Annotated in this window: 14 protein-coding genes and 1 tRNA gene; 8 read left to right on the top strand and 7 right to left on the bottom strand. The window is 40.6% G+C overall.

Features of this window, described 5'->3' with window-relative positions; genetic code table 11:
• Positions 1–149: 149 nt before the first annotated feature.
• A complete protein-coding gene (locus JXQ92_RS17590; RefSeq protein WP_421987956.1) occupies positions 150–3,347 on the bottom strand; it encodes a TonB-dependent receptor in 3,198 nt (1,065 codons plus the stop codon).
• Positions 3,348–3,524: 177 nt separating this feature from the next.
• Between JXQ92_RS17590 and JXQ92_RS17585 the strand changes: the two genes are divergently transcribed.
• Both JXQ92_RS17585 and JXQ92_RS17580 read left to right on the top strand, forming a co-directional pair.
• Positions 3,525–4,046 carry a DUF1905 domain-containing protein gene (locus JXQ92_RS17585; protein ID WP_421987955.1) on the top strand — a complete coding sequence of 174 codons (522 nt, stop codon included), beginning with the start codon at positions 3,525–3,527 and terminating at the stop codon, positions 4,044–4,046.
• 119 nt (positions 4,047–4,165) lie between these two features.
• On the top strand, positions 4,166–4,624 hold the full coding sequence (locus tag JXQ92_RS17580; protein ID WP_421987954.1) for a CBS domain-containing protein: 459 nt from the start codon (positions 4,166–4,168) through the stop codon (positions 4,622–4,624).
• A 69-nt stretch (positions 4,625–4,693) separates the two neighbouring features.
• Here the strand turns inward: JXQ92_RS17580 and JXQ92_RS17575 are convergent, their stop codons facing one another.
• Positions 4,694–4,978, bottom strand: coding sequence for a GNAT family N-acetyltransferase (locus tag JXQ92_RS17575; RefSeq protein ID WP_421987953.1), 285 nt, complete (start codon positions 4,976–4,978; stop codon positions 4,694–4,696).
• Positions 4,979–5,006: 28 nt separating this feature from the next.
• Between JXQ92_RS17575 and JXQ92_RS17570 the strand changes: the two genes are divergently transcribed.
• The 6 genes from JXQ92_RS17570 to JXQ92_RS17545 all read left to right on the top strand — a co-directional run bounded on the left by JXQ92_RS17570 (position 5,007) and on the right by JXQ92_RS17545 (position 13,014).
• On the top strand, positions 5,007–5,597 hold the full coding sequence (locus JXQ92_RS17570; protein ID WP_421987952.1) for a DUF6134 family protein: 591 nt from the start codon (positions 5,007–5,009) through the stop codon (positions 5,595–5,597).
• 164 nt (positions 5,598–5,761) lie between these two features.
• Positions 5,762–5,835 (top strand) — tRNA-Asp (locus tag JXQ92_RS17565).
• A 206-nt stretch (positions 5,836–6,041) separates the two neighbouring features.
• Positions 6,042–8,906 carry a TonB-dependent receptor gene (locus JXQ92_RS17560; RefSeq protein WP_421987951.1) on the top strand — a complete coding sequence of 955 codons (2,865 nt, stop codon included), beginning with the start codon at positions 6,042–6,044 and terminating at the stop codon, positions 8,904–8,906.
• Entirely contained in the window at positions 8,893–10,467 is a 1,575-nt protein-coding gene (locus tag JXQ92_RS17555; protein WP_421987950.1) for a hypothetical protein, read from the top strand. The genes JXQ92_RS17560 and JXQ92_RS17555 overlap by 14 nt, the downstream gene beginning before the upstream one ends.
• Positions 10,468–10,590: 123 nt before the next feature.
• Positions 10,591–12,237, top strand: a complete 1,647-nt coding sequence (locus JXQ92_RS17550) for an amidase family protein (RefSeq protein WP_421987949.1) — start codon at positions 10,591–10,593, stop codon at positions 12,235–12,237.
• Positions 12,238–12,270: 33 nt separating this feature from the next.
• Positions 12,271–13,014, top strand: a complete 744-nt coding sequence (locus tag JXQ92_RS17545) for a sulfite exporter TauE/SafE family protein (RefSeq protein WP_421987948.1) — start codon at positions 12,271–12,273, stop codon at positions 13,012–13,014.
• A 72-nt stretch (positions 13,015–13,086) separates the two neighbouring features.
• On the opposite strand, the gene JXQ92_RS17540 is transcribed toward JXQ92_RS17545, so the two are convergent.
• From JXQ92_RS17540 to JXQ92_RS17520, 5 genes are all read right to left on the bottom strand, one after another.
• Positions 13,087–16,287: a WD40/YVTN/BNR-like repeat-containing protein gene (locus JXQ92_RS17540; RefSeq protein WP_421987947.1), complete on the bottom strand. Its 3,201-nt coding sequence runs from the start codon at positions 16,285–16,287 to the stop codon at positions 13,087–13,089.
• Between the two features lie 233 nt (positions 16,288–16,520).
• Positions 16,521–17,225 carry a 3-keto-disaccharide hydrolase gene (locus tag JXQ92_RS17535; protein WP_421987946.1) on the bottom strand — a complete coding sequence of 235 codons (705 nt, stop codon included), beginning with the start codon at positions 17,223–17,225 and terminating at the stop codon, positions 16,521–16,523.
• On the bottom strand, positions 17,215–19,467 hold the full coding sequence (locus JXQ92_RS17530; protein WP_421987945.1) for a DUF7133 domain-containing protein: 2,253 nt from the start codon (positions 19,465–19,467) through the stop codon (positions 17,215–17,217). Before JXQ92_RS17530 ends, JXQ92_RS17535 begins: the two co-directional genes overlap by 11 nt.
• A gap of 91 nt (positions 19,468–19,558) precedes the next feature.
• Positions 19,559–20,677: a pyridoxal phosphate-dependent aminotransferase gene (locus JXQ92_RS17525; protein WP_421987944.1), complete on the bottom strand. Its 1,119-nt coding sequence runs from the start codon at positions 20,675–20,677 to the stop codon at positions 19,559–19,561.
• A 74-nt stretch (positions 20,678–20,751) separates the two neighbouring features.
• The gene (locus JXQ92_RS17520) at positions 20,752–23,298 is read right to left on the bottom strand and encodes a TonB-dependent receptor plug domain-containing protein (protein ID WP_421987943.1); all 2,547 of its coding nucleotides are present in this window, start codon (positions 23,296–23,298) and stop codon (positions 20,752–20,754) included.
• Between the last annotated feature and the right edge of the window lie 3 nt (positions 23,299–23,301).

Genomic DNA, 23,301 nt, shown 5'->3' with positions numbered 1-23,301 from the left:
AATACCATGTTATGAATTTCTTTTTTAAAACCTCATACAAAGTTAACACACTAAGGGAATGCGTAAAGGATACATGACTTTATTTATACAGAAAAAGAGAGGCCTATGACCTCCCTTTTAGATAATACCTATTCTAAACAACTTTTAGCCTAGAAAATATAACGTAGACCTAATTGTACCTGCCACCTTGAAAGTAGACTAAAGTCATCTACAAATGTATCTCTTTGGTTGGTTACAAATGTGTAAGTTGGTTCTAAAGTGCTCTGGTTAACACTAATGGCGATTGGTTGAACACTTAACGGGTTTTGTCTTACCCCCCAATCTGAATTAATCAGATTACCCACATTGAGCACGTCTAAAGAAAATTGGATTGTTTTGCCGTTGGCAATGCTTAAATCTTGTAAAACCCTCATATCCCAGCGACCATACCAAGGGCTAAGTGCAGCGTTTCTTTCTGCATATTGACCTCTCCTGCTACTTAAATAAGGGTCTTGGTTTATAAAATTATTGAACGCCGATCTTTGAATTCCCTGTAGAATAGCATCTCCTACGAAAGTATAGTCAAATAGCTCATCAGCTCTGGGTACATAGATCAGATCATTAACAACAGAACCGTCACCATTCGCGTCGCCAGCGTATGTATAGCTATATCTTCCACCTTGAGCATACTCAGCGAAAAGTGAAATGGTTGTTTTCCACTTTCCACCATATTCAAAGGCTTTATTTGCTGTTGCCACAAAACGATGCTTATTACCATAAAGTGAAGGGCTCAGTGTCGCGGTATTTACGTTGTTTACTGCCGCGTTCCTTTCAAACGCATCGCCTGATATTTCAGCCTCAATTGAACTTATATCCTTAGCATCTAAGTAGTTGTATCCAAATGTGGCGTATATGCCATTATTAAATTTCTTTTTTACTTCAACTGTCAAATTTATGCTTCTGCCAGCGTTTTGGCTTGTAAACACATACGCATTCTGACCTATTCCGCCAAATGGATCGACTGACTTATCAGTCGGTAAGTAGAATGCTCTGTTGTCAACTCCCGATAAGAACCCTGTTGGTGTTCTTAGTCCGAAGTTTCTTACCATCATGGCATTGATGTCCTTAGTGTATATCAAGTCTGTTGTAACAAACCAACCATCACCAAAAGTCCTATCATAACCGATATTTGTTCTCCAAACTTGTGGAAATTGAAAGTCTGGGTCAGTTACAGTATAAAAGAAGAAGTCTGGGTTAGCTACTTGGTTGCCTAACCATACAAACGGGAACCTACCAGTAAATAGACCACTACCACCTCTCAATTGGAAAGTCTGGTCTCCGTTTACGTCCCAATTGAAACCAACTCTCGGTGAGAACAAAGGCTTATTAGTTGGTAGTTCGGTATGGTCGAACTGTACTTCCTCATTATTCTCGTTGTAATAGATTACACTTGGTGCATAAGAACCTGCGAAAATACCGTTGGCTGGATCTAAAAGACCACCTTTTCTTTCAATGTTCTCTTGTATTTTTTCGTCAGTATCAAAGTAAAGGGGTTTGTCTACACGCAACCCATAAGTTAGAGTCATTCGATCGTTCAATGCCCATTTATCTTGAACGTAAAGGGCCAATTGTCCAACATTGGTTTCAGCTAGTGCCCAAGTATTGTTCGCGTTGTTATCAGTAAACGTTGTTCTAGCATGATCTACAATTGGATCTAAACTTCCTGCATTTACAAAGGCTAAAAAGTCTGCTACGCTCGCAAATCCATTTCCGAAAGTACCGCCCGGATACGGAACTCCAAACGGCTCATAAACGCCTAGATTAAATGAGTTGTCGAATTGAAATTTTTCGAATGACGTACCAATAGTTATCGTGTGGTCGCCAGTATAGATTTCAAAATTATCAGTAAACTGGAATACACTTTGATCGAGATTATTATTAATCGAAAATGGCTCATGCCCGGCAATTATCCCTCTTAAACCCGTCTGAAGAATATTAATAACCGGAAAAGGATCGCTAAACGGATCTCTTGTATCCGTAAACTTGGTGAAGCCAATTTGTAATTTATTGGAGTACTTACTGCTTAGTAAAGACCTTAATTCTACTATTCCTGAATGAATCTTATTGTTTATTCTGTATCCAGAATTGAAGAACTGCAAAGTTACCGCATCTGGACCTCTTCGGCCTAAGGCAAAAGGGTGAGCATTTTGTTCTCTAAAAGCATCTAAAAAGTTATAGGTTGCTGTTAGCGTATGCTTTTCGTTGATATTCCAGTCTAATTTCAGAATACCTTTTTGGTTATTTGTATTGTGCGTATAACCTTCATAAGCTCTTGTTTCATAACCATATCTAGAACTTAAAACACTACTCACAGCGTCTAAATCAGCAGCTGAAATACGAGAAACATTATCTCCTGTAAGACCAGGTCTGGCAGCTACAAAATTAGAACCTAAATCTTCCCTTCTTTCTAATTCAAAGTTCGCAAAGAAGAAGAGCTTATCTTTAATTATTGGCCCACCTACACTAAAACCAGCTTGAACCTGCCTGAGGTCCGGCACAAATATTTCTTCCCCACTTACTTTGCTACCCGTTAAATCTTGATTTCTATAAAAGGCAAAAGCCGTTCCTTTAAATTCATTCGTACCACTTTTAGTCACTGCATTTACGGCCGCTCCCGTAAAACCAGCCTGAGTTACATCATACGGTGCCAAAGACACTTGAATCTGATCTATAGCATCTAATGAAATGGGTTGCGCATTAGACTGCCCTCCTGGTGTGGCTGCATCTAGTCCGAAAGGGTTATTGAAAATCGAACCATCAAGTGAGAAGTTGTTGAACTGATCGTTTCTTCCACCAAAAGAGTTTCCATCTGCCGAAGGTGTGATTTTGTAGATATCTGCTGCCGATCGACTAATCGTAGGGATTTTAATCAATTGATCATTTGAAATAGCAGTCGCTGCCCCGGTTCTTTCTGGGTTTATTTCAGAACTACCTGCTGTTACTACAACATCCTCTAACGTTGTAGCACTTTCTTTCATTTCAAAGTTGATGATTTGATTTTTGCCGAGTGTTAGCATAAAGCCTTGTTTAGTTTGTGTCTCAAACCCAACAAAGGAGGCCTCAACTTTGTAAGGCCCGCCAATTCTAACATTAGGAATATTGTATCGGCCATTAGACCTAGTAATGACACCATATTTTGTACCTGTCGGTTGGTGAACAGCCATAACAGTGGCACCAGGCAAAGGGTCTCCATTATCATCGGAAATAGTACCACTCATAGATGAGGTGGTTACTTGCGCAAATGCAACTCCAGAACTCACTAATGTCATGAGCGTGAGTCCTAAAAATATTCGTAATGATTTTTTCATATAGATTTAGTTTTTGTGGGTTTGCTATAGAACACTAAAGCGAGGGGTTTAACCTTAACGTAAAGGTAAATTAACACTATAATAGGCTAAATTCGATAGTAATCACAGAAACTAATCTTGCTTATCATCATCCTATGGTCAGTTATTTAGCAATTGTTACTAATTTCGAATTATAAGATGCTGAAATTCGAAACCACGCTAGAACACTTTGACTGGAATATATGGGGCTACCATTTACCAGTAAATCAAGAGATCACTAAAAAGATGTCTAGCGAAAATCACAGACGCGTCAAGTGTGTTCTGAACGGATCGATCACTGTTTTTTGCGCCTTGATGCCGATCGATAATGGAAGCTACATTTTGGTCAATAAAACGAACCGAACAAAACTCAATTTAGATATTGGCGATAGAGTTGAAGTTGCAATTGAAAAAGACACCTCAGAATATGGAATCCCAATTCCAGAAAGCCTATTGGTATTATTAGATCAAGATGATGTTGGCAGTAAGTATTTTCATGCACTTACACCAGGAAAACAACGAAGCTTGATATACTTGGTTAGTAAAGTAAAAAGCGTTGATAAACAGATCAATAAAGGTTTGGCTGTTTTAGATCACTTAAAAGATGTACAGGGTAAACTTGATTTTAAAATGCTCAACGAGAAGATCAAGTACTACAACAGGTCGAGCGATTTCCTATAAACATCAGCCATTTATTATTCTAATATTTTACAGATAACCAGTTTATTATTTGTCATTTTATATAATTATCCGTAATTTCTATTCCCTTTCATCACTTTTTTAAACTTAACTTTTTCTCAATGAACTTTACAGGCGTAAAAGCAGCAGAACCTACCAAAACAGTCCACCAGTACCGCCCGGTTACAGACTATATGACATCAGACGTTATCACTTTTAGTCCTAATCAGAGTATTGCTGATGCGATGGACACTTTTCTAGAGCTCAAGATTTCGGGAGCACCGGTAGTAGACAACGATGGCCGAATACTAGGAATACTCTCAGAGATTGATTGTTTAAAAATTTTAGTAGACGAAGCGTATCATAACCTCCCACATGGACGTATTAATGTATCGAATTACATGAGCGCGGGTGTTTCTACTGTTCCAATCACCGCTGATGTTCTGGATGTGGCTTCCAAATTTTTAAGAACGCATTTCAGACGTTTTCCTGTTGTCGATGTGAATGGGAAATTAGTAGGCCAAGTCAGTAGAAGGGATATTTTGAAGGCAACTAGAGATATGAAAACCTCCACCTGGTGATGCTAAATCAACGAAAAAGATCAAATAAGCAGAGGCGTCAACGTTTCTGCTTTTTTATTGCTTAAGAATTTACCAAACATCTTTCCATTCCGGATGACGTAGAAGCGTAGCCTTAGCAAATGGACACAATGGAAGTAATTTGATTCCTTTTTGCCTAACAAACTCAACGGCATACTCCACTAGCTTTACTCCTGCACCCTTACCCCTCAACGCATCGCTTACTTCGGTATGATCGATTATGATTCGTTCCGCTCCAGCCTTAGAGTAAGTCATTTCAGCAAGAACAGTTCCATTCTCTTCAATATAGAAGCTACCTTTGGTTTCACTTTCTTTCTCGAGTATATTGTAGTCCATGAGATTAAAAACTTCAGTGTCTTTAAAGATGTTTAAACTATTGGTACAAGTCAATTGCTATGTACTTTTCTTGAGTCTTAGCTTTTTCAGCCAAGCTCAAAACCTCACCTACGATGCGTTTATACGCGGTCATAAAGTAGGTGAAATGTCCGTTTCAAGAGAGGTAAATGATGAAAGCACTAAAATCTCCGTCAAAACCCACATAGAGGCGCATATGCTTGTCAAGATTACTGTAGATTTCGAGAGTGAATCTACTTACATGGATAACAAACTGATAATCGGTGAAGCTACGTCTCACACCAATGGTCATTTAAAGTCTTCAGTGCATACCGTATTTAAAGACGGAAAATACACCATCAATAAAGATGGTAAAACCTCTTCCCTTGCAAAAGAGGGTGTTGTTGGAGCAGATTACTATTACTTTGAAACGCCAGTTGGTAAACAACAAACCTATGCATTGGCCACTGGCACTATGCTAGATATAGTGAATAACGAAAAGAAGAGTTTTTACTTTGAACATGATGGCAAGAAAGAACTGCACACTTTTGAAAACGGCAAACTGAAAGAACTAGAAATAAGCCACCGGTTGTATACAGTGATTTTCAAGCTTAGGCAATAGCATTTATTAAATGTCTTATTACAAGGGGCTTACAAAACGGATGAGCTCAAGGTTGAAAAATTTGATTAAAAATGGCACAAAAAGTTTAGGATGAAGCTTGCAAATCAAACTAAGCATATTACTTTTGCATCACCTTAAACGAAAGGGAAATAAAAAGACATTTTGGAGCGGTAGTTCAGCTGGTTAGAATGCCTGCCTGTCACGCAGGAGGTCGCGGGTTCGAGTCCCGTCCGTTCCGCTTAAAGCCTTAGAGAAATCTAAGGCTTTTTTTGTTTTAAAAAGGGTTGGTTAAACTTCACCAATTCGGCTTCACAAGCCATATACTTTCACTATTACAGTCTTTTTGCAGTTGAATATCAAGAGCGTGCGCTGTTTCTTTAATAACCAAAGTCGTTATATGGTCAATACAAAGTAGAATTACTGCTTCAACCAAATACTAGCTGAGTGACCTTCAACCTTAATCGCTTAAAACTATTATTCGGTTTACTTTTTCTTTTTTTAGCCAACCAAGCTGCACGCTCCCAAACTATTGCTGGGAAAATTGTTCAAGAAAAAACGAGTAAGCCCATTGCCTTTGCCAACCTCAAACTAGTTGGTCAAGCCTATAAGAGAACCTCTTTTGGGGTTTCTGCCAATGAGAAAGGTGAATTCTTTTTGGCAATGAAAGTCTTCCCTGTAGAATTAGAGATAACCGCAGTTGGATATATATCCAAGAAAGTCAAAATAGAGAACCCAAAAACAAACCTCATCATCGAACTAAAACCTGAAGCGATAAAACTCGAGGACTTTGTAGTTTCGGCGGAAAAAGTAACGGTGGAAGAATTAAAATCACCAATCCAAATTGAGAAATTAGACATTTCTGATATTAAGAATACGGCGTCTTTTAATTTCTATGATGCTGTCATCAACTTAAAAGGAGTTGATGTGGCAACGCAGAGCATTATCATAAACTCTGTTAATGCTAGAGGCTTCAATTCTACGACTAACCTCAGGTTTAAACAGTTTACGGATGGTATGGACACGCAAGCACCAGGGCTAGGCTTTTCACTGGCAAATATTGTAGGACCAAATAGCTTAGATGTTGAATTATTGGAATTGATCCCTGGCCCTACTACTTCCAAATATGGCCCGGGCGCCTTCAATGGAGTGCTTTTAATGACAACCAAAAACCCATTTGATTACCAAGGACTAAGTTTTACTGCAAAAGGTGCGACAATAGCATCTGAACAGTTTGATTCTCAATTCTTTTCAATCGGTAACGATTTTATCCACGACATTTCCGTTCGATACGCCAAAGCGCTAAATGATAAAATTGCCTTTAAGGTAAATGGTTCGCGACTATCCGGAGTAGATTTCGTCGCCGACAATTTTAGCAATATAGGCCCAGGTAGCCCTTTCGAGACAGTACACTCTTTAAGGAACCAAGGTATTAATGGCGTAAATGTCTATGGCGATGATCGTGCAGCTACAATGCTTTTACCAAGATCTTTCAATGGCATTGATACTGCCGATTCTAACTTACCCATACCCTCAGATAGAGATACGGTTTATCAAGTAACACGTCAAGGTTATCAGGAAGGAGAACTCGTCAACTACGGTGTGGAGAACATAAAATTCAATGGGGCCCTTCATGTAAAACTATCTCCTAAAACTGAACTTGTAGCAGCATCATATTACGGCAAGGCATCGGCCATGATCACCGGGGATGATAGAATAGCGCTAAGAGACTTCACCATATATCAGCATAAATTAGAAGTGGTAAATGAAAAGTTCAAAATACGCGCTTATACAACTGGACAAAATTCTGGCAATAGTTTCAATGTAGGTAAACTAGGAGAAAGTATCGTAGAAGCCGCAAAACCGAATGAAGATTGGTTCAACCAGTTCTTTTTATTAAACAGAGCTGGCAGAGGAATTACAGCAGCCCGTAGAACAGCAGACACGGCTTTTCCGAGAGGCACTTTTTTAAACCGCTTTGAATCTGGCACCCCAGAATTTGATTCTCTCCGACAAGTTATTATCAACTCACAAGACCCAGATTTTGGGGCAAAAATCTTCGATCATTCTAAGCTGTATCATTTCGAATCTAGTGCTGATCTTTCTGTTGGCAAAGGCTTTTTCAAAAGTTTGGAAATGGGTGTCAATGCCCGATTATACGATCCAGAATCGAATGGCACCATCTTTACAGACTCGATCGGTAATGACGTAACCAATTTCGAAGCTGGTTTATTTGTAGAGGCCACAAGAATCATAAATAATCAACTAGAAGCCACTATATCAGGAAGAGTAGATAAGAATGAAAATTTCAATGTAGTGAGTACGCAGCGCCTTTCTTTAGTAAAGGAATTAAAGCCTAATACTTTCTTTAGGGGTTCCATTCAAACAGGCCTACGCATACCAAACGTACGAGAGCAATTCTTCAACCAGAATATTGGAGACCTTACTTTAGTTGGCGGCCTAGAGCCAGTGGTTGATCAATATAACCTTCAGGGGAATGCATTTCTCATTAGTGCATTAGATAACTTTAATAATACGGTACAAGATGTTTCGAACGATGATATACGATTTGGCGATGGCCCTCTCAATATCAATACCATTAGGTTGGAAAACCTAGACATTCTACAAAACGGCATCGTTCGCGATGATAAGTTTAGAGGAATAAAACCTGAACGCATTACAAGTCTAGAATTTGGCTATCGCGCACTAATAGAAGGTAAAAGACTGTTTGAAGTTGTTTATTATATCAATCATTACAGAAATTTCATCGGTACTACGCGCGTCGTAAAACCTAGAACCAGTCCTACGGAAGATATTCAGCTTGCCTTGGAACAAGCCAATAACCCCGGAAGTAGTACGCGTTTCTTTGTAAGCGATAATGCAGAAAGTGCCATCATTACCCAAGGCTTAGAACTTGTTTATGACGTTACGAGTGATCAGGGAACGAATTTTGCCATAAATATGACGTTCGCTAATATCCTTCAGCAAAACGACGACCCCTTAACGCCCGGCTTTAACACACCTCCATTTAAGCTCAATATGACACTAGGCAATGATAAAATGAGTGAGCGACTTGGTGCACAAATATCTTGGCGTTATCGATCTGCTTTTGAATGGGAAAGTTCTTTTGCCGATGGTACCGTACCTGGCTTTAACACACTAGATTTTCAAATGACTTACAGTCTCCCTAAAATGAATTCCAAACTTCGTATTGGAGGCAATAATGTATTAAACAATCAGCAGTTCAATAGTTTCGGAAGTCCTGAAATCACTTCCTATTACTACATATCATTTACTTATGGGCTACGCTAAAAAAACCATATACACACACATACCCAATTATGTAGGGAGATTCTTTCTCCTTGCATTTTTGTGTCTTATAATCAATTCATGCAATTATGAATTCCCTGTAGTTCCTGATGAGGCGCAACCAACATTTGAAAATGCCGATTTATCTAATATTGTGTTTATTGGATCATCAGCATTCAGCGGTATTACTGATGGTGTTTTAGTACCGCAAACTTCCTTGCGCTCAATACCACAAATATTCATCAATAACTTTCTCGGAAATGACCTATCAACGGACTTCTCTGCAAGTAGTGATAATCAAATCGGGTATAACATTTACGAGAATAGTGATTTTAATGGAGATATTGGCCCCTATAAAATTCAATACCCTTCAAGCGCAGATACAGCATTTTTCCAAAGGCCAATTCCCGGAGAACCACATAGTTATACACCTCTAAACGATTCACTCAGAAACTTTTCATTCCCAAAGGCTCAGCTTTTAGATTATACCGAAAGTAATCGATCCGAGAACCCGTATATCGCCGATTACCTCAACACTGGTAGCACCTCTATTCTTGACGAAATAATCGATGAGGCACCCTCCTTCTTTGTTATCGACTTAGGGTTAGAAGGCCTAATGGGCTATGCTTTCAACGGTGCTGAAGGCGAAAACAACAGTACTAACCTAGCACAATCTGTCTATCAAGATGTACTTGATCCTACAGTTTTTGAGCAAAAACTCCTTGAAATGACGGACGCACTTTTAGCAAGCAATACCAATGCAAAAGGAGTTGTATTTAATATCCCAGACTTCCTGAATTACCCTTTCTTCAATAAATCAAATTATGACATTACGCCATTCTTGTGTGTCCCAAATACTTTAAATACAGCCTGCACTCCTACAAGCACCTACGCAGAAACAAGAACTGCTTCTTTAGAATTTAACCAGAAACAAATAGACTACTACTTGGCCAACCCACAGATCCCTTTCGCCGAAAGAAGAATTGGTATCCATTTCGACTTGGACTCTCCTTTTACCTGGGGTGTTTTAGTAGAAGATAACGATCTACCAGATGTATTTTATCAAGGAGAAGCGATACCGAGAGTCAGGCAAATGCTTAGGGATGAGATTATTTTTTATAGAAATGAATCTTATTTAGCGCAGACAAAAGGGTATTTGCCAAGCAACGCTTTGACTGAACAAGATTACCTCAAAATTGAAGATATTGAGCAAATCGAGGCTCAAATTGAGATCTATAACCAGGCTATCGCCAGCGTGGTCGCCCAATCTAATAGTGACCTCGTATTATTTGATATCAACGCCTATTTTGATGTGCTATTTAGCGGCTTGAATAATTTTCTCGACTTAGCAGCGGATGGCGAACTTCTCGATGGAGCACCTTTTCTTCCCGTTTTAGGCAGGTTTGGTATCTTTTCAGCCGATGGTCTAAACCTCAACCCGCGCGGAAATGCATTGATAACGAATCAATTGATTGATTTGATCAATGAAAACTTTGGTGGTAACCTTAAGAAAGTCAACCCAAATGATTTTGCAGGAACACAGTCTATTTTGTCTAATGATTAATTAGACCGCCAGAATTAGCTAAATCAATTGTCAGATGTAATAACCGTTTTCATAATTCAAGTTTGAAGAGAGATCGACATGATGTAATATGCCATCACATTGACTTCGATGACAAACCTGTTTATGAAAAAAAGTATTCTTCTCCTTCTGATCTTTGTTTACGCCTGTGGCCCAGGTGAACCTAAAACCCTAATAGAACCATGGGTTCCTTACGATGAAGCTGATGTTATAGCGGCTAATGCGGAACATCGTTCATCAAGAATGCGGTATAAGCGTGTTCAGTCAACATATAAGGATAGAAATGATATGTGGGCGGCTGTGGCTAACCAGATCGCGTATTTCTCAGCTGAAGAATATTTAGCATTGAAGCCACTAATCTTAGAAAAGGATATTCCAAGCCTGCAACAATCGGTGCAAGAAGGTAAATTAACTTATGAGAAAATAGCCCAATGGTACCTCTACAGAATTGTTCAGTTCGAAAACGACAAGGACAAGGCACTCAATAACATGATTTCAATAAACCCTAATTTGGTGAAAGAGGCACGTTTAAAGGACAAAAACCGATCAGACAATGATCACCCAATTTATGGTATCCCTGTCATCTTGAAAGACAATATTGGTACGGATGAATTGCCAACCACAGCAGGTAGTTTTGCTTTGAAGGATAATAATGCCCCAGACGCCTTCATAACAGCTAAAATAAAAGCCAGTGGCGGGCTTATTCTCGGTAAGGCGAATCTTAGCGAATGGGCGAATTTCTACTGTTCCGGTTGCCCAAATGGCTTTAGCACAGCGGGTGGCCAGACCTTAAATCCGTACGGTCCGAAAGAATTTGATACAGGAGGTTCAAGCTCAGGTAGTGGCTCGACTATTGCCGCTAACTATGCTCCTGTGGCTGTAGGCACAGAAACCTCAGGGTCTATCCTTTCTCCTTCTAGCTCAAATTCGCTAGTTGGCCTTAAGCCAACGGTTGGGCTGTTAAGTCGTGGTGGTATTGTGCCACTATCTAGCACTCTCGACACCCCAGGTCCAATGACAAAGAATGTAATCGACAACGCAATTCTACTTTCAGCAATGACGGGTAAAGATCCAAAAGATGCCGCTACACAAAACAGCCCTCAGCAAAAAAAGTATTGGGAAGAAGCTACGCAAGGAAGCTTGGAAGGTGTAAGGTTCGGTGTAATCAAAAGCTACTTGCGCGACTCGCTATATAAACTCAATGTTGAAAAAATTGCTGCCATGGGTGGCATTATGGTCGAATTTGAATTTGAAAGAACCCGATTAGGTGGCTTTACGAATTTATTAAATGCAGATATGAAAGAAGATATGGTTCACTACCTAGCCGAATATGCTTCTGACAATATTCCGTTTAAATCTATGGATGACTTAGTGGCTTTTAATAGAACGGACAGCGCGAAGGCTATGCCTTACGGTCAAGGTTTATTTGAAGGAGTAATAAATGAAACAACTGCGGGAGATGATCTTATAACGCTCAGAGAAAACCTTCGTGAAACTGGTATAAAATACTTTGAAGGACCTATGAAAGAACAGCAATTAGATATGGTGCTATCCATAAATAATTTTGGAGCAGGCTTTGCCGCCGCAGCGCATTATCCTTGCCTTACGGTTCCAATGGGCTATATCGCATCAGGTCAGCCAAGGGGATTAACTTTTATTGGAAAGCCTTTTAGTGAAGATAGATTATTGAAAATGGCCTATGCCTTTGAAAAAGGAACTAAGGCTAGGGTAATTCCTCAGGCCTATAACTGATCTTATTCTAAGAGATAGTTTTATCTTGGCATCGTGCTTTCAGATTTAACTGTATTAGATTGGTTGGCAGTAGTAGGCGCTTCCTTTATCGTTGGCCTGTCAAAATCAGGTATTAAGGGAATCAGCATTATTATTGTGGCCTTATTGGCCCTTGTTTATGGCGCCAAAGCTTCTACAGGTATTTTGCTACCCATGTTAGTAGTGGGCGACATTTTTGCTGTCATCTATTACCATAGACATGCCCAATGGAAATATTTGATTCGCTTACTGCCTTTTATGATGATAGGTGTCGTCTTAGGCACGTGGATTGGCGATCAACTATCAGAAGAAAGCTTTAGGAAAAGCATGGCTTTAGTCATTTTCGTTTCCGTGGTTTTTATGTTCTGGTGGGACCGCAGAAAATCTAAAAATGTACCTAAGCATATTGGCTTTGCGGGAATCATGGGACTAACAGCAGGTTTCACTACAATGGTGGGCAATTTGGCTGGTTCATTCGCAAACATTTTCTTTTTAGCCATGCAGCTACCGAAGAATGCCTTTATAGGAACAACGGCTTGGCTTTTTCTGATCATCAATCTTTTCAAAATCCCTTTTCATGTCTTCAGTTGGAAGACGATTACCTATGAAACCATACAAGTAAGCGCTATAGCCATTCCTGCAATTTTTCTGGGGCTTTTTGTTGGTATCAAACTGCTAAAACGGATTAACGATAAGCTCTTTCGTCAGTTTATTCTTTTCATGACTGCCTTAGGAGCCGTTGTAATCTACTTTACTTGAATAAAAAAACCACCCCATTCCAAAGCACAGGAATATTCAGGGTGGTTCGATAACAACTAACAGCTGTTTATACTAGTTTCCGATTGGTGAGAAGTCTACTTTTTTCACTTCTGCTAAGAATGCATCCCAATTTTCAGCATACCAAGCATCCATTTTAGTTTTCAATTCATCCATTTGATCTTGGAATTGCTTCATAAGCATTTCTTGCGTTCTGCCTGGCATATCATAAGAGCCGCTGATGCTTCTAGTCAAGCCAAAGGCGCGCGTTCTAAGTGGTGTTGGATCATTCGGATCTCCACCTCTTCTGAATCCACCTCCTGCACCGATTAGCTTCGCTAGTCCTTGCATTTCTTCTTTCACTGCCGTAGTTTTTGTTCTTAAGGCTGCTACATCCCGTCCTCTTTTGCCTTGGAGTGCTGCAATTACCTTATCTACAGTTTGCATGTCGGCAGTAATTTTGGAACTCATTTTTGTAGACTCATTTACCATTTTATTGGCCGTACGAATCATATCTCTTCTTGCGACTAATATCTCCATTGGTACTTCCGCTCTTGGATCCATTTTCACCACTATCTGACTTGATTCGCTTTGATCACCTACCGATACTTTTACATTATAAGTACCTGGTAAAATTGGCGCACCACTAGCCCTGAAGTTTCTAGCAAATCGAGCAGGAATCCCAGCTGGTAAAGCTGGTTGTTCAGTATCGGATGGTGGATCTTCATCAAATCTCCATGCAGCTTGATTGAGTCCATCATTCACAGAAGTAGATATTTTCCTTACTACATTTCCATTTAGGTCAGAGATTTCAATCTGAGCCTGAGGTCCTCGAGCACCAGCTCCACCTCGGCCACCTCTGCCACCTCGACCGCCAGCAGCGGCAAATCTGCCGCCACCTCCACCGCCTTCAGCGCGTGCTAAAGCCGCTCTTCTATTGGCTATGGTTTCAGCATTATTCCCAGGCCCTCCACTCCTTTGTGGGGTGTTAGGTTTCTTGGCAAAGAACTTAATGATGGCAGAACCTGAAGGTCTGTTTGTACCTTCGAAAGTAGCATTACCTGGATTTGCAGGACCGCTAGCTGCTCTGGAACTTGTGATGTAAGCGATATTTGGTGGAACAATGCTAATGGCATCGGATTTCACTTTGTCTTGTCCCTTTTTCGCTAATACTCTTAATGGCTTGATATCATCTAGCACCCAAATAGCTCTACCAAACGTACCGATCACTAAATCGCTTTCACGTTCTTGGATTACTAAATCCATGGTGGAAACACTAGGGTAGCCATTATTAAATTTTGTCCAGTTCTTTGCACCGTCTATTGTAACATAAAGTCCATGTTCAGTACCGAAAAACATTAAGTTCGGCTCAACAGGATCTTGAATGAACGATAGTGCATAACCGAAAATATCTTTACCGCTTGCTAGGTTCTCCCAAGACTTACCGTAATTCTTGGTTCTCATTAAATAAGGCTCAAAATCAAATCTTCTGTAATTGTTAATCACAGCTACTGCTTCTCCATTATTATATTTTGAAGCTTTGATTTGTGCTACCCAACTGCCTGCAGGTATACCCTTAATGTTTTTAGAAACGTTAGTCCAGTTGCTTCCTCCATCTCTAGTCACTTGAACATTACCATCGTCAGTACCAGCCCAAATCACGCCTCTTTCCGTCGGACTAGGCTCAATAGCTAAAATGGTAGTATAATTTTCTGCACCTGTGGCATCAATCGTAATACCTCCACTGAGGTGTTGCTTTTGTTTTTCAGGATCATTTGTTGTCAAGTCTGGAGAAATCACATCATAGCTACCACCTTTATCCGTACTCTTATGAACAAACTGACTACCGAAGTAAATGGTATTGTTATCAAATGGATCTTGGGCGATAGCCGCATTCCAGTTAAACCTAAGTCTAACATTCGGATCAGGATGGATAGGCTTTACTGTTTTAGATCGGCCAGTAACTTTGTCATATCTATTCACATTGCCTTGCTGCGACATTGAGTAACCAAACCTTGAATCATCGGGATCGGGTACTACATCAAAGCCATCGCCACCGCCAATTGAATGATAATAATCATTTCTCAGGCCGCCGCGTGTCCAAGAATAAGCTGGGCCTGTCCAACTTCCATTGTCTTGTAAACCACCATAAACATTATATGGCACTTCATTATCTACATTGATGTGATAGTACTGACCCAATGCAAGGTTCTCTACAAACTGCCAAGTTTTACCCATATCGCGGGTAATGGCCATACCGCCGTCATTACCCAGAATCATGTATTTTGGATTGTCAGGGTTAATGTAAAGGGCATGATTATCGACGTGGATTAAACCTCTACCGATAAGCCCTGAAAAGGATTTACCACCGTCTTCACTCACATTTACATTAGTAAAAATGCTGTAAAGTCTATTCTCATTTTTCGGGTCTACATAAATATCAAAGTAATAGAAAGGTCTGTTCCCAATATCAGATTTATCGTTGACCATTGTCCAGTTGACACCTCCGTTTTCAGAGCGATAAAGCGCATTTTTCTTAGACTCAATGATCGCATAAACACGGTTAGGGTTGTTTGTAGCAAAAGCCAATCCCATTCTACCTAAATCACCAACTGGTAATCCGTTCTCTTCTGCCGACTGTTTTGTCCAGTTTTTACCACCATTTACGGTAATATAAAGCCCAGAGCTTGGCCCACCCGAAGTAAAAAACCATGGTTTTCTTCTATGTTGCCACATGTTTACCAAGATTTTATCAGGGTTAGATGGGTCCATAACCATGTCGCCGACACCTGTCATTTGATCTACATAGAGAATCTTATTCCAAGTTTCGCCGCCATCGGTCGTCTTATAAACACCTCTTTCTTCATGATCTCCCCATGGAGAACCAATAGCACCGATATAGACAGTGTTAGGATCGTCTGGATGAATGATGATTCGGTGAACGTTTCTTGTTTTTTCAAGGCCCATCAACTTCCAAGTTTTACCAGCATCGAGACTTCGGTATACACCATATCCGCCTGTTAAACTATTTCTTGGGTTTCCTTCTCCTGTGCCTACCCAAACTACATCTGGGTTCTTTTGTGAAACAGCCACAGCTCCTACAGAAAGGGCTAGGTTATCGTCGAAGATTGGTTCCCAGGCTATTCCACCACTTTCAGACTTCCAAAGTCCACCAGAAGCAGAACCGGCATAAATAATTTCAGGGTTATTTCTTACGACATCAATGGAAGTGATACGGCCACTCATAGCGGCAGGGCCGATATTTCGTGGTTTCATTGATTCCATTTGACTAAAGTCGATTTTTTGTCCGTATGAACAGACTGTTATGAGCAGTGCTGAGAATATCAGCATCACATAGCGCCTAAAAAGAAGGCTTTGAGGATTTTTAATATGCATAGCTTAATGGTTGATAAAATGGTTTGATACCTTAAGATCGTAAAGGTTTAGGCAAAATGCTGAGAGTTACATGAACGGTAACCATTTGCCTTATCAACGCTATGCTTTGTATGTCAGCCGCCTGTTTGGGACTGACTCAAATTGATGAGTTGAACGCCTTGTAATGGTTCACTCAAGTCCTTCAATTCTATTTGTTCTTTTAAACGGATATTACGCCATTTCACCTGTAAGCCTTCTTCTTCTGAAGTGCCTACACCATGAACTTGCAGCGCAATAAAACCTGTGGTGGCCATTGAGTCTTGAAAATGGGTGGTCATTACATTATTTACCCAAATTTGGACATTGTTCTGATAGGCCTCTATTCTGTACTTATTCCATTGGTTGTTTTTGAAAGCTTTTCGGCCGGATTCGTTCAATGTCAAGGGATATAACCAACCTCTTCTAGATTCATCATAAAGTCCGCCACTCCATGCTCTTTCGGAAGGGTCAATTTCGGCTTGATAGCCATTTACTGCACCTTTTGCATTCTGATTGCTTCGAAATTGAATACCAGAGTTCATCTTCGGATCGACCAAGACTTCTAGTTCTAAAATGAAATTTTCGTAGGGCACTTCAGTAGCTAAAAAAGTGTTTGAAGTCCCTTTAGTTGTCCCAATTACTTCTCCATTCTCAACATTATAAAGCCCCTGACCGCCAAGCACTTTCCAGCCTGAAATACCATCATCAACGATCAGTTTTTTCCAACCATCGTCAGCACTTTGACATGAAAATGCGACAAGGGCAATTAGTGCGATTAAAAAGGGGAATTTATTGGTCATTGATTAAGCTGTTTAATTCATCTTCGGTATAGGCACCGGCTTTGGGCTTCACTGTTCTAAGTTCTTTAATCATATCTACATTAGAACCTCTGGCAGACGTACCAAATGCATTACTAAGATATGTCATCAGGTCTACGATATCTTGATCAGTGAATTCCGGGTTATTCAGTAATCCGGGCATCTGAGCATTCATTTCATAGCGCTTTCCATTTACAGTTAGTGGACCTTTCATACCATGCAAGAGTACCAGTGCTAACCTTTGGGCCGATCCTTTGATATACTCAGAATTATCGAGTGGTGGCGCCAAACCGTCCACGCCTTGCCCATTGCCACCATGGCAAGCGGCACATGTATTTCTATAGAGCTGAAGCCCATGCGTTCTATCATCAAGCGGCAATGAGGCTTGCTCGTAAATCCAAAACTTTTTATTAGATGCCTGGTCTTCAATGACGTTATCTAATTGGCTAAGAACACTTTTTATTTGAGGTGATTCTGACTCCTTAAGCGCACTTTTAAAGTCAATTTCTTTGCCCGAAAGACCACTAATTAGGGCATCTTGATAGTATTGTTCAGAGTAGTTTTTAGTTAAGCCAACTGATAAAGCCATGATGTTATTACCGTATCGCTGGATCCATTCTCCGAAAAATGAGATCAGGTAGAAATCAATAGTTGGGTCCTTTCTGGCCATTAGTTCATTGAGTAACTCTGCTTCTGCTACCTTGTCATTCGTGTAGGCTGGGTTTCTTAACAGCATTAAGCTGTGCGCCACCACTTCTGGGGAATTATTGCCCGCAGTAGCTAAAAGCGTTTCTCCGTCCAATGCTTTAAGTCCTTCCAGTGCATATAAGGCATGTATGATGGTCTCTTGTTTGGCTGACTCCTTAATTAATTGTTTAAGGTTTTCCGACGCTTTCTGATCTCCATTGTGAATTAATAATTGTTGTGCTCTATCTCTAACCCAACCGTTTTCATGGTTGAGTAAGTTTACCAACTCATCTGTGTTTGCATTTACTAGATCTGGAATCGCTGAAAGCCCAGTTTCCTTATGACTAACCCTGAGTATTCTACCCATCCCGACCATTTTATCCATGCCGCTTTCGGCTAGTCGTTCTCTAAGATAAGACGTCATGTATGCTCCATGCTGAATGATTCCCCGATGCATATCCACCACATACATACCGCCATCTGGGCCTCCAAATAGATTGACAGGTCTAAAACCTTCATCAGTCGAAGCGATAAATTCACGGTCGGTATAGGCTTGTTCGGCAGTGGTTTTCGGGCCAGCAAAAGTTAACAAGTTCCGTTTAATCAAATTGACCTCTGGCGCGCAAACAAAGGCATTTTGTACATAATCAGCAGGAAATTGTCCCCCTCTATAAACTAGTGGTCCGCAAGATGAAGTTACATTAACCAACATACTATCGGCATCGAGCACTCCTTTCTGATAGCCTCTATTCACTAAAGTAGCATGTAACGGATATACCCGCTGATTACTGGTCAATACCTTTCCAATCCCATCCTTCGGTTGGTAGTATTGGTTGCTAATCAACACATTGGGCAAGGCATAGTCGCCCATAATCTGGGTAGAATTATTGTTATAGTAAAGTCGTCCGAAGTTGTCTTTTGTAATCCCCCACTGCCCCCTGAAAGAAGTCGGTTCTTTCAGCCAAACACCGTTTTCCCTTTTATACCTGAAATGAGAACGCGCGTTATAGATCCAATTATCAACGTTCATCATTAAACCGTTAGGCTGATGCTCCACATTACCTTCGTCGGCATATAAAGAGTCTACAAGTATTTTCTTACCGGGTTTATCATCCTCTATTTCTACAAACCAAAGGTTTGGCGGTTCGGCATAAAGCAAACCTCCATAAACATGGGCAATAGCTCTTGGCAATACAAGGCTATCCAAAAAGACTTTGGAATGATCCACAGTACCGTCGCCATCTTTATCTTCTAGAATAGAAATCACTCCATTCGGCATATCTTCGCTTTCACCTGTGAGTGTTTGCATATAACCGCGCATTTCTGCTGTCCAGATTCTTCCTTTATTATCAAAATCAATGGATACTGGTGCTTCTAGAAATGGTTCGGAGGCCATTACTTCCAGTGCAAACCCTTCTTCTACCTGATAGTCTTCAAGTGAAATCTCGGGTTCTTCATAATCGGTGGAACAGGCAGAGAAAAGCACTGCTAAAGTAAAAACAAGGCATGCGCTAGCACGAGAAGATATTTTAGACATGAAATGACTTAGTTTAAGGTCTCCTGAACATACAAATAATGCGTACTGTAAGCAAGAAAGACCTATTGGGTATTTGAAAGTGCTTTGGCATTTAGCCCAGTACTTTCTTTAGTTTTTGTGCGAAGTATAGCACCTCCTCAATGGTGCCTGTACTTATTCTACACCAATCTGTGTAAGGCGGAAATGCTCTACCGACCAACACGCCTTCATCCCGCATTTGCTTGTTAAAAGATTCAATTGGCCTACCCGATTTAAAGAATATAAAATTGGTGCTCGACTTAATGTATTCTAGTTTGAGCGTGTCCATAGCGCCATACATAATCTGCTTGCCTTCCTGAACCTTGTTCAAGCTAAAATCATAGAACTCTTTGTCTTTCATGGCAGCAGCGGCCGCTTTCAGTGCAATTATATTCGTATAAGCCACCACATTTTCTCTGATTTTATTCGCTATTTCCGGTTTGGCAATTAAGTAACCAATTCGAAGTCCAGCTAAGCCATAAACTTTCGAGAAGGTTCTAGAAACGATCACATTCTCCCCTTTTTTAACCAGAGATACCATAGACGGATACTGCTTGTCTTCTATAAAGTCATAATATGCTTCATCGCTAAAAACAATGGTCTTTTTGGAAGCTGATGTACAGAAATCAGTGAGTTTTTCTTTGGAGAGTAAAGTTGAAGTTGGGTTGTTGGGATTGCATAAGAAAATCAACTTAGTCTTCGATGATATCCTTCTTTCCATTTCATCCACGTCATGTGTGAGCTGATCATCAAGGTCAACCCAATTAACCGTGGCACCCCATTGCTTGGCATAAGTCATCATGGCTAGGAAAGTAGGCCGAGCGGCGATGATTTCGCCCCCATTATTGGCGAAAGTAAGTCCCGTAACTTTTAAGCCTTCTGTAGACCCTCCAGTAATGACAATATGATCGCCAGAAACGCCTTCTTTCTCTACAATCATATCCATTAACTCCTTAGAATACGGGTCTGGATAGCGACAACCAATATCGAAACCTTCAATCATGGCTTCTCGAACTTTACTTGAAGGTCCAAAGGGATTCTCGTTAAAATTGAGTTGAACGGGAAGGTCTAGGGCTCTCGGATTAAACTGCTCTTTTTCGCTTGCTGTTAGGGTTGAAATAAGGTTTTGGGTGCCTAAAAGTGACAAGGCGCCAAAGGCACCACCGCGTTTCATCCATTCTCTTCTATCCATGGTTTAAGGTTGGTTGGTTTAGGAAGATAAGAAATTATGGAAAGAACTGATGGAAGTGCTTCCGAAACGATTGGTTAGAAGGTAACGCGAAGCTGAAGATTTGGCGAAATACCCAAACCATATCGGATCGGATGCACAACGTCTACATTTTCCTGAAAGGCATTAATGATGTTTTGTCTGTTGTAAACATTTAAAATGGACATACCTAAAACACCCTTCCATTTGGCCGATGGTTTCGTAAATCGGTAAGAAGCCGAAAGATCCATCTGATGTTGAACTGGGAAATTGCCTCTATAACTCACATTATAGTCTCGAAAATCCTGATCATCTCTTATGTCATCCGCGTCAGCTAAGTAAACCGGCAAACCCGTCATTAAAGACCAAGAAACGGATAGATTCCACCGCTGAATTGGTGCAATCATCTTAAAACTCAACACATGTCTTTGGTCGAAAAACGCATCTTGGCGGAGTCGATTTGGCTCTCGCTGGCCGGGTGGATTGCGTTCCGTAACGAAAGACTCTTCTGCGTGACTGAGGGAATAACTAATCCAAGTTTCTAAACCCGTCCAACGTTTCTTGACTAATAAATCTAAGCCCGATACATATAAATCGCCTAGCGAATTCTCTATTCCAGCCCCTGAGGGACGAATTACATTCTGCACTTCCTTGGTATAAAATTCTAAATCGAACAACCAGCTCCCATGATCGAGCAAACCGCCGAGCATATAAAGGCTCCCAGTAAGTGCTGGTATATTTTCATCGGCAAGTGTCCAAAATTGATTCTCTATTCTAAAGTCATCGAAATCGTCGGCAAAGTTTTGTCTTACGTATTGATATGAACCACTAGCAGATGCCTTCAGGAAGAAAGATTTGGAGGCTAGATACGTCACAAATACCCTTGGGGCGAGGAATCGTTGATTATCCATAGAGAAATAATTCATTCTGAGCCCAGCATTGACGATCAGCTTCTGATTAAACTGATTATTAAGGCTGAAATAGAGGGAATTAATATCTCCCGATCCATTCCGTCTGTCGAGTTGTTGTGGATTATCTCCTTCAATCCTATCATCAAAAGTGACTTTATGATGCGAATATTCGTAACCTAAATCTAGATCGGTAGTTGCATTCAATTGATAGTTTAGACTGACATCGGCTCTTCTATCGTCTATTCCGTTTTTGACAAACTCAGACGAACTGGCCCTTGATTGCCCTTGCTGAAATTGGTTTCTGGTTTCGTTTAACCGAAAGGATGATGAGGTAATTCTCGACCTAATTTTCAGTCTTTCTGATAGTTCACCTTTCCACTCGAAAGTCAGCCCCCAATTGTCGAGCGTGTTTTGTTCTGTTTCCACGACATCTCGATTAGGCGAAACTAGTTCATAGCCAAAATCATTGTCGATGTTCAGAAAACTTAGGTTGAAACTATGGTGAGCGTTCGGCTCGAAAAGCAGTTTTCCATTCAGGTCGCTAAAACCGACCTCTAAGTTTCTTAAATCAAGCGGCCCCACTAATGAAGTAGTGGCAATTCTACTTCCTTGGAAATTTAAATCGTAGTAGGCATCCAGTTTTGGCGGAAGGTTCTCTCCGGGCAGTTTTGTACGTGCTGAAAGCATAATGCCTAGCTTATTTTTTACGATGGGTGCCTTTACATCAAAGCCTGTGGATACCGTATTTATCATCAATCCGCCGGATAACGAATCGGGTACCTGTTCAATAGATCGGATATCGATAACGCCACCAACTCGCCCGCCCCTATCTACGGGCAAACCACCCCTAAAAACGCTCATTTTGTCAACAATGGCAGGATTATAGGGCGAAAATGTACCAAAAAAGTGGCCTGAATGATAGATTGGTATGTTATCGAACAAAAGCAGATTTTGATCAAATGGTGCACCTCTAAGGTTAAGGCTTCCGGGCTTTCCGTTCGGTGAACGAATACCGGGTATGGCTTGTAGTACTTGAAAGATATCGCCATCGGTTTCTCCCGCTATCAAGCTCAATTGCGACATGTCTACTTCTATTCGATGATCGCCTAGTACAGAATTGACTCCTGAAGTGAGGTAAGAAAGTACCATCACGTCACCTAAATCTGTGGTGTTTGATGTTAGCTTCACCTTTCCTTTGCTTTGCACAACATTGCCCACTGTGGTTTTGTAGGGTTGATAAAAGGATGAGTTAATGGTAAGTGAATCGGTCGGAAAGGTCTGTCCTAATTGAAAGGCACCTTCTTTTCTTAGTAAATATTTTGGTTGTTCGCTATTCAGCTGAACATAGACCAAGTCCAAGGGGATTTCTCCTTCGGCATCGTTTACGGTAAATGTTAAAGTTGAGCGAATCGGGATCACTAATACGCCCTTTTCATTGTTTCTTTCAAACTTTAAGGGCAATGCAGCACTCATGGCTTGCAATGTGCCCTCTAGGGTTTGGTTAAGATCGGCCAGTTGAAACTTTAATGGGGCAAGCAGCTTTGGGTTGTACGAAAACACAATATCGTGCTTTGCTTCTAAGGTTTTAAATACCTGAACTAACGTTTTACCAGATTGGGCACGCGTTTTCAAGGGTAGTAAACTCAACCCTAAAATCATCAATAAAATGACAATCAGATTTGATTTGTTCGCCATGCT

The organism is Roseivirga sp., assembly GCF_049099775.1.
Lineage (GTDB): Bacteria > Bacteroidota > Bacteroidia > Cytophagales > Cyclobacteriaceae > Roseivirga.
Note: the sequence above shows the minus strand (reverse complement) of the source record. Positions and strands in the feature narration are given on the sequence as shown.